Here is a 16,844-nt window from a genome sequence, read left to right as displayed (position 1 = left end):
CCGCAAAAGGCCCATTGCTCACTCTTTGCTTTTCTCTATTTCTTCAGTTGATTTTTTGGAGGAATCCTTACTTTCTTCTTTTCCCCCAGAAGCAGGTTCGTTTTCCGCTTCTTCTTTTACAGCAGGTTTTGCTTCCGCTGCGCCTTTATCCTCTACATTCGAATCTGTTGCAGCAGGGTTCTGACCTTGCTGTTCCTCCATTTGCTTATCCAATTCCTTTTTTTCCTTTTCATATTGGGACAGCTCAGTATCGACTTCTTTAATTTGCGTTTCCTTTTCTTCCCCAGATAGGCTATCGTCCAACTTAATCTGTTCTTTCTGGTTTACCAGCCCATACATAATCAATTCGCGATCCTCCATGATTCTCGCCAAATCGATCGCTTCCTCGCTCATGCCCCTGCCTATATAAATCCAATATAGGAGATACTGACTATCCGTTTGCAACGTGATTGCATTTTCCACATTTTTCCTGGCTACTCCCTCCAATGGTTCATAAGAGACGTAGGACTTCGCCAGTTCATATTGAACGACATACGGCATCTTTTTCGGATCGTAGTTTTCCAAACGGTCAATGACTTCACTGTATTTTTGTTTTAAGAAGCTTTCACCGCTTTCTACATATGCTTCCTGCTTAGGGTGTGAGAAGAATAGTGTGTAAATCGTAAACAATAGAAGTGGCAAGAGAACGATCACCGTACCCCAAAGTGTATAACGGCCCGTTTTCCATTTCTTTTCAGGGATATGTACAAATGCCTTTTCTTCCTTCTCTAAAGCTTCTATCCGGTTTTGAATGACCGTGGAAAGTTCATCCCAAGTCCCCGATGACAATATACTTTGTGATTCGTTCGATAGTTTCAGTGTTTTATGGTAAAGCAGATACTCTTCGAATGTATGCTGCCCATCCACAAGCGCCGAAATCGTTGCCTTCGTTTCTTTAAATAACTCATCTCGATTATGCTCATAAGGAGGCAAACTGTCTTTTACGCCATAATGCAGGAAATATGGGGTCAAGCTTGAATCAAAAACGATATTTTCCGGACAGACGACTAGTTGCAGGCGATTCAATTCATGATTCCTTATTTTCTTCAGGATTTGATAAGACGATAACCATTTACTCAATGGATTTTTATCTTTAGCTTTGGAAAAAACCAAAAAAGAGGCTGGTGGATTTACTCTGATCTTCACCTCGTCCTCTGTCACTTCTATATGTTTCTGGAGAGCATCATCCGCTTCATGAATAAGCTGTAATTCCAGTGGGTCCTGCATCGATAGTTTTGCCCGTTGGAAAACGAACGAATGCCCCTTATCATCCTTCATCATTGCAGCTTCTGTTTTTTTCTCCAGATATGGTTTCTCATCCATTTTATGTAACTCCTTTACCCCTGCTAAAGGGCTTTAGACTTTTTTCCTATAAAGAGTCCACACCTATCCATTAGAGGATCTCAAGGCGGTCCCCCGTCGTAATTCCGCTATCAAGCAGGGTTTCATAACCTGCACATACGAACTCTTTATTCTGAACCCGCACCCAATAGCCTTCTTTAGGTGCACTGGCAATATCCTTTACCTGCCATATTATCTCCACAACCTTCTTGATGGAGCGGTAATTCGACACTTGCAAATCAAATACTTCCCCTGTATACCTGTTTAAATCGATCGTTAGTTGAATATATATGGAAACCACCTCTTTTAAAGCAAAAAAGCACCACGATCTTCAAAAAGAGTCGCGGCGCTTTTTCCTAGAAATTCTTTTTCTCATTTACCTAATGATCATCCGCGAATTTGACTAGCAATCTGATTATCTGTGTCTTCAAGGATTTGAGCTGATTTATTCAATTGTTGAGAAACTTCATTCAACAAGCGAGCCATATCCATGAATGAAGGCTTTAATTCTTCGTACTGACCTACGAAAGCCTCACTGGAGGAACCTTCCCAAATACCAGTTAAATGATCTCTCATTCTATCTAAACGACCAATCATATCCGTTACTTGTTGGCTCTCATTATCATATTGTCTAGCTACATCTTTCAGTTCTGAAGGTGTTACGCGAATTTGTGACATAGAAAAAATCCTCCTTTTATCTTATATAGTACATTTTAATAGAACCATACATTTTCTGCCATATAAATAAGCGCAAAGTCGAAAAATGGTAAATTATAATTATGCAAAAAAACCTAAATATGGCATTATGGAAGTCTATCTACCTGTTTTCCCAAACCTTTAAACCCATTTTTTAATTAATTTTTAATATTTTACTTTTTTATGGTAAAAAAAGTACCTTATACCCAATATTTCTGAACCGTTATCCATTAATATGGTTTTCACCATAATAATAGTGACTTTCGACTTTCTTTTCTACGAAATTAATCAAACGTTTGATTAAACTCTGAAAAGCAATTTTTATTTATTGATCGAATATAAATCATTTACAAAAGGACATCAGAATGAATGGAAGACCATTTGTACCATGCTATTTTCAACTTTATTCTGACAGGAATCCTTGTCATATAGCGAGAATCGATATATCCAACAGAAACAGGCCAGCTCTTGCCAATGATTCAATTACGTAGCTTAGTCATATAACCCGTTCCAAAAAATGTTTCAAAAACCGCTCACTTTCCACATTCGTACAGACACGGATTCTAGGTTCGCCATCCTTTTGACCGATTGTCCTGCCTGCTTCTTCACCCTCGGTCACCACCTTGACGTTCATCCATTCTGTCCTGACAAAACTTGAATCAATCGCAACCCCGACTGCAAGCGGATCATGAAGGGCGCAACCACCCAAACCTGGATGGGAGTTTTCATATGCTTTCATATAATAATCGGTCATTTCGGCTAAAAATTCGGCGCTTTCCTTACCAGTGGCACGCCAATCATCAAGCTTCGATTTCAGTAGGTATGTTTGCAGGGTCACATCAAGCCCCACTAGGGTGATCGGCAGTCCTGAAGTCAATACCTGATGGGCCGCTTCTGGATCTGATATTATGTTCGCTTCAGCATAAGGGGTTACATTTCCTGGTACGTTTACGGCACCGCCCATAATTACGACCTCTTTTACAAGCGACATGATCATCGGCGCTTTATTGATCGCCAATGCGATGTTAGTCAGTGGCCCAACTGCAATGACCGTAATTTCATGCGGTCGGCTTTGCACTTGATCGATAATGAAATCTGCTGCATTTCCTTTTGATGCTTTGATGGTTGGTTCAAACCGAAGGGTATTTCCTAACCCGTCTTCCCCATGAACATGCTTGGGATACCGCTTCTTCCTTCCGCGTACCAAAGTTTGGTCAGCACCTTCATATACCGGTATGCGCCTATTTAATTTCTCCAAGACGGCAAGTGTATTACGGGTCGAATCAACAACGGGCACGTTACCAAAGCAAGTGGTGAATCCGAGCACTTCCAATTCAGGGGAATTTAGAGCATATGCCATCGCCATGGCATCATCTATCCCCGTATCTACATCAAATATGATTGGTTTCAATTTTTCCACACCTTCCAAAATCACTTTTTGCTTTAACAACTCATTGCTTCTCTTATCTCTTCCTTATGTATAAAGAAACACTGTTTTCCAACTGAATTTTAACATTCAACGATAGCCCAGTTCCACAGAAAGTTAGGAATACTCATAATTCACAAACAAATGACAAGTACAGGCGGTACTTGTATCTACCTGTAAAAATAGTTGACCGCCCATAAATATCAATGATATAAAAAGTGAAAAGAAGAAGTTGTACCACGAATTAGTTATGAATACATGCGTTACGAATTTATGATATCCAAGGTGGAAAAAGGATGAAAATGTTTAAGTTGATTGAAGATGTTCCATCTGCGTATAAAAAAGGAACAAAATTCTTTTTAATATCGCATTCTGAATTCATTGGCGTGAAAAGTTATGTATTACTGGCAGAAGATTTGAAAGGAAAGATCGAAGTAACGGAAGAGGAATTGAGGAATAAATTCGTTTCCATCCATTGATTCCCAGCGGCCCATATAAACTTAAAAAAGAGGAATTCCATTACTGGAATTCCCTCTTCTTTCTTATTTTAAGTCTTCAATCGAATCAATATCGACGTAATCCGGTACGACCAGACCATTCTTTGTTCCTTTTAAGTTTGGTCCAAGGTCAACCATTTCAGCTTTGTACTTATTATAGTATTCAAGATGTGTTCCCGGGAGCCATGCGGCCACCATGGCGTCCGCACTTCCGTTTGCAACGCCGGCAAACATTGGTCCCACTTCAACTTGACTTAATGTTACATCATAACCATTCTGCTCCAGAACCTTGCCAATCACATTTGTGCTGGCAATTTCAGTGTCCCAGGCAACATAAACCAGTTTGATTTTTTCACCATTTCCTGTTTGTGCACCTTGGGTCCATTTGGATACTTTGTCCTGATTTTCCTTTATCCATTTTTCTGCTGCTTCTGAAGGAGACATCCCTTCAGAAACTTGGACCATTACATTTTCCATATCTTTAGTATCCCAGAAGAATTGATCAAGGATTTTATAAGCGCCAGGGGCATCCTGTTCAAGTCCTTTTCTGGCAATCGAATTAATATTTTCAGCCCCGCCAAAGGATTCATTCGGGTCTTCAAGATATTTCAAGTCATATTTCGAGAACATCCAATGCGGTGACCATCCTGTAACGACGATTGGTTCTTTTTTATCGATTGCTTTTTTCAATTCAGCAACCATTGCCGCCGAAGACCCTTCAACCAACTTCCAATCATCCAGTTTATAATCATCTATAGCCGTTTTAGTCAACTTCATCAATCCTGCTCCAGGTTCAATACCGATGATTTCATAATCGGCTTTGGCAGCAAAACTATTTTTATCCCCGGTCACAGCCGTATCTTTTGTAAAAGTACCGAATAGCGCAGTACCCACAACTAGTAAGGCCAATATTGTAAAAATGATTTTCCTGCTTACGACATGCTCGTAAGCTGGTTTACGAAGGTTTTGCGTGATACGATCGAGTATGATTGCAATGATTACGATGGATAATCCTGCTTCAAATCCTTGCCCAACATTAATTTGGCTGACAGCCCGGTAGACATCCGCCCCAAGTCCGGGTGCTCCAACCAATGAAGCTGTAACTACCATGGATAGTGCCAGCATGATGCTTTGGTTAACTCCTGCCATAATCGTAGGAGTGGCCAACGGTATTTGTACCTTGAATAACTTTTGGCTGCTGGTTGAACCAAAAGCATCCGATGCTTCGATCAAATCATTAGGCACTTCCTGAATCCCAAGATTGGTCATTCGGATTGTCGGTGCAATCGCGAAAATGAAGGACGCGATGATTCCAGGCACTACCCCTATTCCAAAGAATAAAATGGAAGGAATCAAATAAACGAATGCAGGCATCGTTTGCATGAAATCCAAGATCGGGGTAACGATCTTACGTACCGTGTTATTTTGGGCACACCATATTCCGATCGGTATCCCGATCACTATCGTTAAGACTCCTGACAATATAACGATTGCCAGTGTTTGGATGCTTGATTCCCAATAACCAAGATTATCGATCAATAGTAAGCTAATTAATGTAAATAATCCTAATGGCCATCTGCTTGTATAGGTGACCAGAAGGGTCAGGACGATGATTAAAATGATCGAAGGTCCTGCACTCATTACATCGACCAGGATATCCAGTAGTCCCTCGATCACATTCGTAATAAGTGTAAATAATCCAGCAAATACAATAGTTATCCAATCCACTAAAGAATCGACCCAAGCTCCTAGTGGGATTTTCGGCATATTCATTGAATTATTCACTCTCCATTTCATTCAAGGAATCTTTATTTCCGGCCAAAGCACCGATGACGGCACCGCGAAGAAGAATTCCTTTAATTCTGTTCTGATCATCGATGACTGAGATCGGCAAGCTTGAAGTCGCCATCACATCCATGAGGTTTCCAAGTAATTCATCCTCTTTTACGGTTGGGATATCGGTTGTCATCACTTCAGAGATCGTTTGATCATTGCTCATTGCCTGACGTGCCTGTTCAGCAGTCACGGCCCCCAATAACTTCTGCTTCCTATCCACAACGAAAATGCTGGAATACCCTTGTTTACGCATGATTTCCAAGGCAACCCTCGGGCCTCTGTCCACCGCGATCTTCTCTGGGCGTATCATCACATGAGACGCGGTCAATACTTTTGATAGATCAACATCTTCCACAAACTTTTCGACGAATTCATTGGCTGGATTCATCATGATTTGTTCAGGGGTACCCAATTGAATCACACTGCCATCTTTCATAAGGGCAATTCTATCCCCGATTCTTAATGCTTCATCAAGATCATGGGTAATGAATATGATCGTTTTTTTGTACTGATCTTGGATTTGAATCAGTTCATCCTGCATATCCTTACGAATCAATGGATCAAGGGCACTGAAGGCTTCATCCATCAGTAGGATATCCGTATCACTGGCGAGTGCCCGGGCTAACCCAACCCTTTGCTGCATACCGCCGCTAAGCTGTGATGGCAGCTGATTTTCGTAGCCTTTCAATCCAACGGCCTCAAGAGCCTTCATCGCATTTTCATGACGTTTCGCAGGATCTACTTTTTGAATTTCGAGCCCGAATTCAGCGTTTTCCAATATCGTTTTATGCGGGAATAAAGCAAAGTTCTGAAATACCATGCTTATTTTCTTTTGTCTGACTTCCCTTAATCGGGCAGCATTCATCTTCACGATATCTTCGTCATCAATTAAGATTTCCCCCAAAGTGGGATCGATCAAACGATTGAACATGCGGATTAAAGTTGATTTCCCGCTTCCGGATAGGCCCATGATGACAAAAATTTCACCGGGATAAATCTCGAAATTAACATTATTCACTCCGACCGTTTGTCCCGTTTCTTTCAAGATTTCCTTTTTCGATTTGCCTTGCTTCAATAAGTCTGTTGCTGCTTTTGGAGATTTGCCAAAAATTTTCGAGACATTTCTGACTTCTACATACGGCTTCATCAAGTCACCTCATTCTAATAGTTGCCCATATGATATTCAGTTTTGCTGAATTCCCCCGTTTTATGCGAGTGATGATTATTAATGCACAAGTATCTTGAAATAACCGAAATTCTACCCCTTCAAAAAAGCGGAAGTGACACTTATTTAGTGGCACAGGGCATACGTGTATAGAAAAATAATCTATATTTATTATTCCCAAGAAGCAATTCTTTACTTGGATTATATTTTGTGTGATAAATTGAGCATTTCAAGTAGGAAAAAAGAGGTGCAATCACAACTGAGGAAACTAGCAGGCACAACATATACCAACTGTAATATAAACGATTTCCACTTAGAGTTTTGTCCTGATGATGGACTTACGACTACCCTCTAAAGTACTTCATTTCCTTTACCAGGTGGAATGATACTTGCAGTGCAGTATAACACCAAAACGCATAGAAATATGATTATGGGATTCCCAATAGGTCTAATGAGCTTTGCAGGGAAAAGAGGTGCAATACAACTGAGGAAACTAACAGGCACAGCATATACCAACTGAAATATAATGGTTTTTTATTTTAGAGTTTTGTTCAGTCCCAACACACGGAATGAACCTGTATCCCTAAAGTACTTCATTACCTTAACAAAGAATGAATATAAGTTCAAATGATGCGGGACGGAATTCTTGCCTAAAAAGCCCATTTTCCCCATCGATTCCAAAGGTTACGGAAGACTCCAAAAACCTTGATATACCAACACTTCGGCTTCCTATAATCATAAACTCCCAACATCGGCCGCAATTTTTTTCAGTTTTTTTTAATTCTAAAATCATCCAAAAAGTGGGAAAGGTGATTTTCCGCTTAAAAATCACATGGCAAGATTGGGATTTCACACATTTTTTTATTGGTATGTTTTATGCAGCCATATTTGAAAATGTGTCACATATACAGAAAAAAAACCTTGAAACAACCATTTCATTTCAAGGTTCATGCATATCATCGATACAAACTATTTAGCATTCCTATGTTCATCAAAATCGATTTGGCATTCCTCTAGCGGAGTTACTTTCGTTTTCTTTATGAACTTATAACCAAGCCACATTACCAAAAAGAACGGGATGCCAAGATAGGCAGCGAACACACTGGCCCAGTTAATGTCATCGCCAATAAAGGCTTGATAGTTTTGCGCCAATAATACGAAGAAACAAAGGGCAAAGGAAAATATCGGCCCGAAAGGAAACCATTTTGATTTATAGGGAAGATCGTCCAGTGAATGCCCTTGAGCAATATAAGCTTTTCTAAACCGGTAATGGCTTGCCGCTATACCGAGCCAAAATATAAATCCAGTGACTCCAACCGCATTCATAAGCCAAATATAAATGACTCCATCACCGAAAATGGAAGCAAAAAAGGCCAACATCCCTACAAGTGAAGTGACAACCAATCCCCAAATGGGAACGCCGCGTTTGTTAAGCTTGCCAAAAATACGCGGTGCCAGCCCTTCTTTTGCCATGGAGTACAACATTCGGCTTGTCACGTAAAGACTCGAATTACCTGCGGATAATACGGCTGTCAAAATGATGGCATTCATCACGGAAGCAGCGAATGCCAGTCCCACTTTTTCAAACACCATCGTAAATGGGCTAACCATGATCGTGTGTCCCTGCAGACTGCCATTCGTATAAGGAACGATCAATCCGATAACCAATATGGCCAGGATATAAAAGAGGAAGATTCTCCAAAAAATGCTGCGAACTGCACGTGGTACATTTTTTGCCGGGTCTTCACTTTCACCGGCTGCAACACCGACTATTTCTGTACCTTGAAAAGAAAATCCAGCAGCAATGAAAATACCCAATGTTGCCAAAAAACCACCGGCAAACGGAGCGTCACCTACTGTGAAGTTTTTAAAACCGATCGCCTCTCCGTTCATGATCCCGAATATCATCAATATTCCGACAACGATGAAAATGATGATGGTCGCCACTTTGATGAGGGAAAACCAATACTCCCCTTCGCCATATCCTTTAACGGATACGTAATTCAATAAGAATATCAAAACTAAAAACAAAGAACTCCATAAAAAAGACGAGCTGTCGGGAAACCAAAACTTCATAACCATCGTTGCGGCAGATAGTTCCGCGGCAAGAGTCATTGCCCATGTGAACCAATAGTTCCAACCAAGCGCAAACCCTAATGCCGGGTCGATGAAACGTGTAGCATAGGTACTGAAAGCGCCGCTGACCGGCATAAATGATGCCAGTTCTCCAAGGCTTGTCATAATGAAATAAACCATTATGCCTATTACGGTGTAAGCGACCAAAGCACCGCCAGGCCCCGCAGAGTGAATGGCTGGCCCGCTTCCGAGAAACAGCCCTGTTCCAATTGCACCGCCCAGCGAAATCATCGTAAGGTGGCGTGCTTTTAGCTTCCTTTGTAAAGTATTTGAAGGCTGGTTTTTTTCATTTATGACAGGTGGTTGCAATTGCCGATTTTCCAAATTAGATTCCCCTCCAAAAATGCATATTTAATCTAGCACGAATAGGTAAAGTCGATCATTCCATCAATAGTCATTTCCTGCATATATTACTATTTCAAGGTCATTTTCTCTAATGCTTAGACCTTTTTTGGATTTCTGGGATCTATGTAGCATTTACATAAAGATGTTAGGCTTAAAACCCAAGTCAAAGGGCTATAAGCCTAACGTTCATTCGGGTATTCCGAGCTTCATATTAAGTTGTAGGTAAACTCCTATGAATAAATGAATTCCAGTCAATTTGCAGTAACCAGCTTGCCGTTGCTTCAATATCCTTTGAAAAGATACGATCTTGTGTAATGCTTGGAATGAGCTTTCTTGCTTCCGTATAAAACTCTTTTGTAAACGGGGCCATCTTCTCTATTCCACGGTATTCAACCGCTTGTAAGGCACAAATGAGCTCAATCGCCAAAACACGGCGAACATTTTGAATGATTTGATGTGCGTGCCGTGACCCAATCGTTCCCATACTTACATGGTCTTCCTGGTTCGCTGAAGATGGAATGGAATCAACACTTGCAGGATGTGCGAGTGTTTTATTCTCAGAGACTAGGGAAGCTGCACAATATTGCATGATCATCGCTCCAGACTGCAAGCCAGGTGACGGACTCAAGAATGGCGGTAAATCATTCAGCTGAGGATTGACGAGTCGCTCAATCCGGCGCTCTGAAATATTCGCAAGCTCGGCAACAGCGATTTTCATGAAGTCCATCGCAAATGCAATCGGCTGGCCATGGAAGTTCCCCCCTGAAATAACCTTTTCCCCATCGTCAAAAATAAGCGGATTATCCGTCGCGGCATTCATTTCAATTTCCAATTTTTCTTTTACATAATCAAGAGTTTGCCATGACGCCCCATGCACTTGCGGGATGCAGCGGAGGGAATAAGCATCCTGAACCCGCAATTCTCCTTGCTTGGTGATGAGCTGGCTGCCGCTGATCATGCGGCTAATCCGTTCAGCGACCTCTGTTTGCTGGCGGTAACCGCGTGCTAGATGAACATCCGGATCAAAGGCGTCTTCAATGCCGCGTAATCCCTCTAAAGTCAGTGAAGCAATCGCTTCAGTTTGATGGGCCAGCTGTTCGGCTTCAATATAATTTACGAGGCCCATCCCCGTCATGGCCTGTGTTCCGTTAATTAATGCAAGACCTTCTTTTGCTTTAAGTGTCACTGGAAGAATGCCTTCTTTCGATAAAGCTGCGATGGCCTCCATTCGCTCTCCTTTATAAAACACTTCCCCTTCTCCCATCAATACTAGCGCCAAATGCGAAAGCGGCGCCAGGTCCCCGCTTGCCCCAAGAGAACCTTGCTGAGGGATGACCGGATGGATATGAGCATTCAAAAGATCGATCAAACGTTCAATGACGATAGGACGGACGCCGGAAAACCCTTTTAATAGCGCGTTGGCACGGAGAAGGACCATAGCTCTCGAAACCACCTCTGGAAATGGTTCCCCGACTCCGCACGCATGGGAATGAATTAAATTCCACTGTAGCTGCTCTGCGTCCTCTGCATCAATCAAAACATCGCTGAACTTTCCAAAGCCTGTTGTGATGCCATAGACGACTTTCTTTTGTTTCACGATATTTTCAACCGCTTCGCGGCTTTTTTCCACTTTCTTAACACTCTCGGCTGAAGCAGAGACAAATGCTTCTCCATACAATACTTTTTTCGCTTCTTCAATCGTTAAAGTTTGGCCCGTTAACATAATCATTTCCTGCACCCCTATTCTTTTTTAAAACACACAAAAGGAGGCCATATTGACAGACTTATCCAGTCTATCAATACAGCCCCCTATTTCACTAAATAACTATAGGCTTTTAATTATTTAAATGTGGTTAATTCCCAAGCCGACGGCCTCATGTTCAAATCCCCGAACCGGTGCTCCAATCGTTCCATACACGGCGACAGCAATCCATTCACCTTCGGCCCCGTTTTTAAACGGCCTGCCCCGAACGATTGCAAACCGAAGGCCCGCAGTCCTCAAAAGACCGCCAAGCTCGACTTGGCCGCGTGTCACTCCTTGGAGTGCTTCGATGATTGCATGATACAGCGCATGCATTTCACGATACATATCGGGATTGACCAATCCAAGTCTTTTCGCTGATGTCTCAATGGCCGCAACTATTTTCTGCAGCTCCATTGAACCGACTTTACCTTTTCCATAAAGCCAATCCATCCGCTTAAGTTCATTCGTCAATATGGCTTCTTCCTCTTCGTCCGCAAACGCGTACATGATTGCATGGCGCCCAATTCTTCTGTCGAATTCCTTTGTCATGCAGGTACCTCTTTTACAATTTTCTAAATACACTAATAACTAAATATCATTGTAAGCGGATACAAGCCGTTCGGTCAATATATTTTTTAAAATAGTTCTTTTAGGGGATGATTCATCACTCCTGAAAGCAGCCGTACAGCCATCATCTATATCCTTTCTAAGGAACAACCATTCCTGCAAAAAAGCCCATCTTCACTAGCGTCCTGGAAAATGGGCTTTTTTCTGAAAACTATAATTAAATGTTTTTCACGAGTAAGTAGATAAAATATGGCGCGCCTAGTACCGAAACAATAATCCCTACCGGCAATTCCATCGGTGCCATGATGACTCTTCCTAATGTATCGGCAGATAACAGCAATAAGGAACCTAAGATTGCAGTCAGTGGCAGTAGTTTTGCATGTCTCGCCCCACTAATTTCCTGGCTATATGGGGGGCGATCAGGCCTAAGAACGTAAGGCCTCCGCCCACCGAAACGCATACACCTGCCAATGCGACTGAAATCAGCAATAAAAGCCTGCGTTCCTTTTCTATCTGTACACCAACTCCAATGGCAATCGGGTCACCCAAGCGCAAAACATCCAATACTTTGGATTTATAAATCGCTAGAGGAATCAATACGAACAACCACGGCAATAACGCCCATACAAAGGTTCAATTCGTCCCCCAGATCGTCCCGGATAACCAGATTAATGCCTTCATGAAATTGTTCGGTTCCATAGATTAGCGACAATTAAACATGCCGATCGCATCATCGTTGTACAAAATGGGGAAATCATCGAACAAGGTGCCCATGATAATTTGCTCCATCAAGACGGCGCATATAAAAACCTGATCCTTGCCCAAACTGTATAGAATAAAGCTTCCAGACATTCTGATAGAACAAGAAAAAAGGCCTCCCGACATTAATGGGAGGTCTTAAACTTTATGGAGATATCCGTTTATTCATTCGATTCCAATGCTTCATAAATCGCAGTTACAACACTTCCATAGCTTCCTGTTTTGAAGAGGTCGCCAAAAAACTGATTGGAATTGGCTACAGGATTGACGAGCGGAGAGTGCTTTTTATTAGTAAGTAAAACGATCCCTAAATCTATTTCCGGATCGATGATCGTGACCGTCCCGGTCCATCCAGTATGACCATAGGCACTGTCGCTTGCAAGAGGACTGAACATCCACTCCATGCTAGCATCGCCATTTCGTCTCCACCCAAGACCATATGTAGGATTCATCTCGGAAGGTTCGACGAATTCATCGATTGTTTTTTGATCGAACAACGTATGTTTACCGTATCCCCCGCCATTCAGCATCACCTGCAGAAGGACGGCCATATCTTTAGTATTGGAGAAAAGGCCGGCATGCCCTGAAACGCCCCCCATCGAATAAAAGGCTTTTTCATCATGCACTTCCCCTTGAAGTGTGTATGTGCGAATGTTAGGGAAATCTATCACGCCATCCCGGGTGTTGCCAAGCAATTCGGTTGCGGCAAAATCCCTTGGCTTAAAGCCCTTTTGCAGAGGATTGAACTTAGTATTTTTCAACCCAAGCGGCTTGTACAATTCATTTTCAACATAGACATCAAGCTGCTGACCCGTTATTTCTTCAACAATGGCACCAAGCAGCATATAATCGACATCACTGTAGACATTCTGTGTTCCAGGTACATATGTGAGCGGTGTCTTGGAAATGAATTCGATGGTTTTATTCCGCTCCTGGGAATAAAGTTCTTTCGAAACCTTTGGATTATGGTATTGCGGATCGGGTCTAAACCCTGCAGTATGATGTAGAACATCAATAACCCTCAGATTGTCCTTTCCTTTGATGACATCCTCCTCCGTGTCTTCGAATTCAGGAATGTATTGCTGCACTCTTGCCTGGATATTCAGCTTGCCTTCGCTGACTAATTTCTGAATGGCAAAATTGGTTGCATACATCTTCGCGTTTGAAGCAAGGTCAAATAACGTGTCATTTTCCATTTTTTGAAACTTCTTTAGAGGTGTATGTTCATTAAACTTCTGTTTGTACCCGTAGCTTTCATTTTTAACGATCTTTCCGTCCTTTATGACAATCAAGGCAGCACCGGGGAAACCGGCCGCCACTTCCATTTCAATGAGCTGATCCACTTTTCCCAGCTTTTCAGACGAAAATCCCGCTTCTTCCGGTTTATTTACTTTCTTTAATATTGGATACTGACTGGCAGTCTCCTTACTCACAGCGGCTTCATGATTTGAGTTTTCATTAGCAAAAGACACGGAAGGTGCTAATAAGGAAAGTGCCAGAATTGAACTCAGTGTGCAGCTTGTCCAAATATTCATCATTTTCCACTCCTTTGAAATCACTTTAAAAAATAAAGAACAACTTAACCGAAAGATAATATTCTCATTCATTCCGTCCTTTTTTCACCAGGCTTTACAATTCGATAATATGTTCCGGGTTGTGATTTGGATCTCTTATTCCAAGTTGATTAATGAAGAAATTTCCCAAAAACGGGTGATATTTACAAATAATTCTCAATTTTCAGTATATGTTATTTCGAACATCATTTCAATTTGATCTTGATATTTTTAAAATTATATTTCAAATCTTGATCTTAAGTCATCCCCCGTTCAAAAAAGTAAAGCCTATGTTCATTAAAGCTCACTACTATAATCAATGAGTCATTCGGATAAGTCCCAGACATCGATTTCTCCTCTACCGGATTCAAATTCACTTTTTCTACAAGGCTTATGTGAAGAATGAATTGATGCTAAATTCGCCTAATGGCTTTTAAGTTCATTGCATAAGAAACACAGAAGATATTAATACTATCTGAGAAATAAAGGAATTTCAGCTGCTATCTGAGACAAGTATAGGGTGATGAAAATGTGGCAAACGATTGTTTCCTACCTACCAGAATGGCAGGTTTTTATACAGGCTTTCATTGTGTTTGTAATTCCGTATCTAATCAGCAAATTGTTCAAAGTGCTTCGCACCTCAAAGGATGAGTGATGATGATGAAAGAGTGGCTATCAAAGATTGGCAATAAAGGAAAAGGTACCGAAAAAGACAAACAAGCACCTGCCTCACAAGATACAACGTGTCCGTTTACAGATAATCTTCATTTTAACCTTGAATGTCTTAAGCAAGAAATCGGCCATAATTGGGATGTCCATTTTCGGGAATTTAATCTAGGGCGTACCGGTATACGCTCGGTTATCATTTTTGTGGATGGACTATCGGATAAAGATCTCATTGATAAGCATATCATGCCATCATTGATGGTTGATTTTTCAGCAGAATATAAACAGAACCTTCCCTACCTCAAAGGGAGCATTTCAAAAGAATTCATAAAAAATGAAGTGTTATCCATTAGTGAAATAGAAGCTGTCCGCTCCATTAAAGAATTAGCCTCTAAAGTACTAACAGGTTCTACCGCCCTTTTAATTGATGGGTCTTTGGATGCGCTGCTCCTTGGAACTGCCAAACATAAAACAAGGGCAATTGAAGAGCCGGTATCAGAGGCACTAGTCAGAGGTCCCCGTGTCGGTTTCACTGAATCATTGAGTGATAATACATCTTTTTTAAGGTGTAGTGGTGAAATCGAGAATTTATCGTTAGTAAAATTCCAAGTAGGAAAGCGTTCAAAAAAGGATTTGGTTGTCGCATACATAAAGGATATTGTTGATCCCGAATTAGTTAAAGAGGTGGAAAATCGAATTAAGAAAATTGATATTGATAGTGTTCCTGAATCAGGTTATGTAGAGCAGCTTATTGAAGATAATTACCTTAGTCCTTTTCCGCAGGTACAGAATACAGAGCGTCCTGATCGCGTGGTCGCTGCTTTGATGGAAGGGCGAGTGGCCATCTTGTTAGATGGGACCCCTTTCGCTTTGATCGTTCCTGTTACCTTAAGCATGATGCTACAATCACCGGAAGATTATTATGAAAGGTGGATTCCTGGAACATTCATCCGTATGCTTCGTTACCTCGCAGCTATTCTGGCCCTTTTTACACCGTCATTGTATATAGCTTTCATCTCATTTCATTCAGGATTGATTCCGACCAAACTGGCCATCTCCATTATCGGAACCAAGTCCGGGGTTCCGTTTCCGGCACTTATCGAGGCATTATTCATGGAAATAGCCATCGAAATTTTGAGGGAAGCAGGACTGCGATTGCCTAAGCCAATCGGTCCAGCAATGGGAATTGTCGGCGGTTTAATCATTGGGGAAGCTGCTGTTCAGGCAGGGATAGTTAGTCCTGTTTTGGTGATTGTGGTAGCGTTAACCGCCATTTCATCGTTTTCCATTCCGCACTATAGTATCGGGATTACATTACGGATGCTTCGTTTTCCCGCAATGCTATGTGCTGCCACGTTCGGATTATACGGGGTCATTCTTTTTTTCCTTTTAATGACCAGCCATTTAGTGAAATTAAAAAGCTTTGGTGTGCCTTATTTGAGTCCAGCCGTTCCTTATCGCTTAAGTGAGTGGAAAGACCTGGTGGTCCGCATGCCACTTATGATGATGAAACGCCGTCCAAAGATGTTGCATACAAAAAACCCCATACGTAAAGGATAACCTATCGGTGAAAGGGTGGTTATAGAATGATTATCAGTCCGAAAGACAAAATTACAACTCCTCAAGCAGCTGTCATTGTCATTAACTTCATACTCGGCACAGGATTGCTCACCCTACCCAGATCATCTACGGAGAAGGTACAGACACCAGATGTATGGATAAGCGTTATTTTAGGCGGAGTTATCACTATAACCGCGGGGCTGATCATGGTCAAATTAAGCCAACAGTTTCCCGAAAAGACCTTCTATCAATACATCAATGAAATTGTCGGAAAATGGCTGGGCGGGTTACTTAGTTTAGTTGTAGTCTGTTATTTTCTTACAACTTCCAGTTTTCAGCTCCGTGCAATGGCGGAAGTGATAAGGTATTTACTTTTGGAAGGTACGCCTACTTGGGCAATTATGATGATTTTCATGTGGGTAAGTCTTTATCTCATCATCGGCGGCATTAACCCGATCGCCCGTCTTTTTGAAATTATTTTACCTTTGACAGTTATCCTTTTTTTGGTTGTTAC

The 16,844-nt window shown here is 41.6% G+C and carries 13 protein-coding genes and 1 pseudogene; 3 read left to right on the top strand and 11 right to left on the bottom strand.

The genetic code is table 11. From position 1 onward, the window contains the following. Positions 1-18 precede the first annotated feature (18 nt). The 4 genes from essB to ADA55_RS26485 all read right to left on the bottom strand — a co-directional run bounded on the left by essB (position 19) and on the right by ADA55_RS26485 (position 3,487). On the bottom strand, positions 19-1,362 hold the full coding sequence (gene essB, locus ADA55_RS26500) for a type VII secretion protein EssB (protein ID WP_053087473.1): 1,344 nt from the start codon (positions 1,360-1,362) through the stop codon (positions 19-21). Between the two features lie 70 nt (positions 1,363-1,432). After that, positions 1,433-1,672, bottom strand: coding sequence for an EsaB/YukD family protein (locus ADA55_RS26495; protein ID WP_048689559.1), 240 nt, complete (start codon positions 1,670-1,672; stop codon positions 1,433-1,435). A 95-nt stretch (positions 1,673-1,767) separates the two neighbouring features. Continuing rightward, a complete protein-coding gene (locus tag ADA55_RS26490; protein ID WP_034306171.1) occupies positions 1,768-2,058 on the bottom strand; it encodes a WXG100 family type VII secretion target in 291 nt (96 codons plus the stop codon). Positions 2,059-2,572: 514 nt separating this feature from the next. Continuing rightward, positions 2,573-3,487, bottom strand: a complete 915-nt coding sequence (locus tag ADA55_RS26485) for a nucleoside hydrolase (protein WP_048689556.1) — start codon at positions 3,485-3,487, stop codon at positions 2,573-2,575. Positions 3,488-3,798: 311 nt separating this feature from the next. Here ADA55_RS26485 and ADA55_RS26480 point away from each other — a divergent pair, with 311 nt between their 5' ends. Beyond that, on the top strand, positions 3,799-3,981 hold the full coding sequence (locus ADA55_RS26480; RefSeq protein ID WP_048689530.1) for a hypothetical protein: 183 nt from the start codon (positions 3,799-3,801) through the stop codon (positions 3,979-3,981). Between the two features lie 63 nt (positions 3,982-4,044). On the opposite strand, the gene ADA55_RS31170 is transcribed toward ADA55_RS26480, so the two are convergent. The 7 genes and pseudogenes from ADA55_RS31170 to pbp4b form a co-directional block, all read right to left on the bottom strand. After that, positions 4,045-5,772: a glycine betaine ABC transporter substrate-binding protein gene (locus tag ADA55_RS31170; RefSeq protein ID WP_048689527.1), complete on the bottom strand. Its 1,728-nt coding sequence runs from the start codon at positions 5,770-5,772 to the stop codon at positions 4,045-4,047. Between the two features lie 4 nt (positions 5,773-5,776). Then, positions 5,777-6,982 carry a quaternary amine ABC transporter ATP-binding protein gene (locus ADA55_RS26470; RefSeq protein WP_048689521.1) on the bottom strand — a complete coding sequence of 402 codons (1,206 nt, stop codon included), beginning with the start codon at positions 6,980-6,982 and terminating at the stop codon, positions 5,777-5,779. A gap of 987 nt (positions 6,983-7,969) precedes the next feature. Next, positions 7,970-9,367, bottom strand: coding sequence for an amino acid permease (locus tag ADA55_RS26460; RefSeq protein WP_081088805.1), 1,398 nt, complete (start codon positions 9,365-9,367; stop codon positions 7,970-7,972). Between the two features lie 325 nt (positions 9,368-9,692). Next, positions 9,693-11,210, bottom strand: a complete 1,518-nt coding sequence (hutH, locus tag ADA55_RS26455; protein WP_034306584.1) for a histidine ammonia-lyase — start codon at positions 11,208-11,210, stop codon at positions 9,693-9,695. A gap of 114 nt (positions 11,211-11,324) precedes the next feature. Beyond that, positions 11,325-11,774, bottom strand: a complete 450-nt coding sequence (hutP, locus tag ADA55_RS26450; RefSeq protein WP_048689509.1) for a hut operon transcriptional regulator HutP — start codon at positions 11,772-11,774, stop codon at positions 11,325-11,327. A 235-nt stretch (positions 11,775-12,009) separates the two neighbouring features. Then, positions 12,010-12,389: pseudogene (locus tag ADA55_RS28990) on the bottom strand (FecCD family ABC transporter permease). Between the two features lie 323 nt (positions 12,390-12,712). After that, positions 12,713-14,086, bottom strand: coding sequence for a penicillin binding protein PBP4B (pbp4b, locus tag ADA55_RS26440; RefSeq protein WP_048689505.1), 1,374 nt, complete (start codon positions 14,084-14,086; stop codon positions 12,713-12,715). A 678-nt stretch (positions 14,087-14,764) separates the two neighbouring features. On the opposite strand from pbp4b, the gene ADA55_RS26435 reads away from it, so the two are divergent. Both ADA55_RS26435 and ADA55_RS26430 read left to right on the top strand, forming a co-directional pair. After that, positions 14,765-16,330, top strand: coding sequence for a spore germination protein (locus ADA55_RS26435; protein ID WP_414629836.1), 1,566 nt, complete (start codon positions 14,765-14,767; stop codon positions 16,328-16,330). Positions 16,331-16,356: 26 nt separating this feature from the next. Continuing rightward, positions 16,357-16,844: GerAB/ArcD/ProY family transporter (locus ADA55_RS26430; protein ID WP_048685694.1), on the top strand; the 488-nt coding region annotated here is incomplete at its 3' end.

Source organism: Bacillus sp. 220_BSPC (assembly GCF_001054655.1).
Lineage (GTDB): Bacteria > Bacillota > Bacilli > Bacillales > DSM-1321 > Peribacillus > Peribacillus frigoritolerans.
Note: the sequence above shows the minus strand (reverse complement) of the source record. Positions and strands in the feature narration are given on the sequence as shown.

What these genes read in the sequence shown, in the direction of transcription:
- essB (WP_053087473.1), bottom strand. Translation starts at nt 1,362, where the DNA reads ATGGATGAGAAACCATATCTGGAGAAAAAAACAGAAGCTGCAATGATG.
- ADA55_RS26490 (WP_034306171.1), bottom strand. Translation starts at nt 2,058, where the DNA reads ATGTCACAAATTCGCGTAACACCTTCAGAACTGAAAGATGTAGCTAGA.
- ADA55_RS26480 (WP_048689530.1), top strand. Translation starts at nt 3,799, where the DNA reads ATGAAAATGTTTAAGTTGATTGAAGATGTTCCATCTGCGTATAAAAAA.
- ADA55_RS31170 (WP_048689527.1), bottom strand. Translation starts at nt 5,772, where the DNA reads ATGAATATGCCGAAAATCCCACTAGGAGCTTGGGTCGATTCTTTAGTG.
- ADA55_RS26470 (WP_048689521.1), bottom strand. Translation starts at nt 6,982, where the DNA reads ATGAAGCCGTATGTAGAAGTCAGAAATGTCTCGAAAATTTTTGGCAAA.
- ADA55_RS26460 (WP_081088805.1), bottom strand. Translation starts at nt 9,367, where the DNA reads ATGATTTCGCTGGGCGGTGCAATTGGAACAGGGCTGTTTCTCGGAAGC.
- hutH (WP_034306584.1), bottom strand. Translation starts at nt 11,210, where the DNA reads ATGATTATGTTAACGGGCCAAACTTTAACGATTGAAGAAGCGAAAAAA.
- hutP (WP_048689509.1), bottom strand. Translation starts at nt 11,774, where the DNA reads ATGACAAAGGAATTCGACAGAAGAATTGGGCGCCATGCAATCATGTAC.
- pbp4b (WP_048689505.1), bottom strand. Translation starts at nt 14,086, where the DNA reads ATGAATATTTGGACAAGCTGCACACTGAGTTCAATTCTGGCACTTTCC.
- ADA55_RS26435 (WP_414629836.1), top strand. Translation starts at nt 14,765, where the DNA reads ATGAAAGAGTGGCTATCAAAGATTGGCAATAAAGGAAAAGGTACCGAA.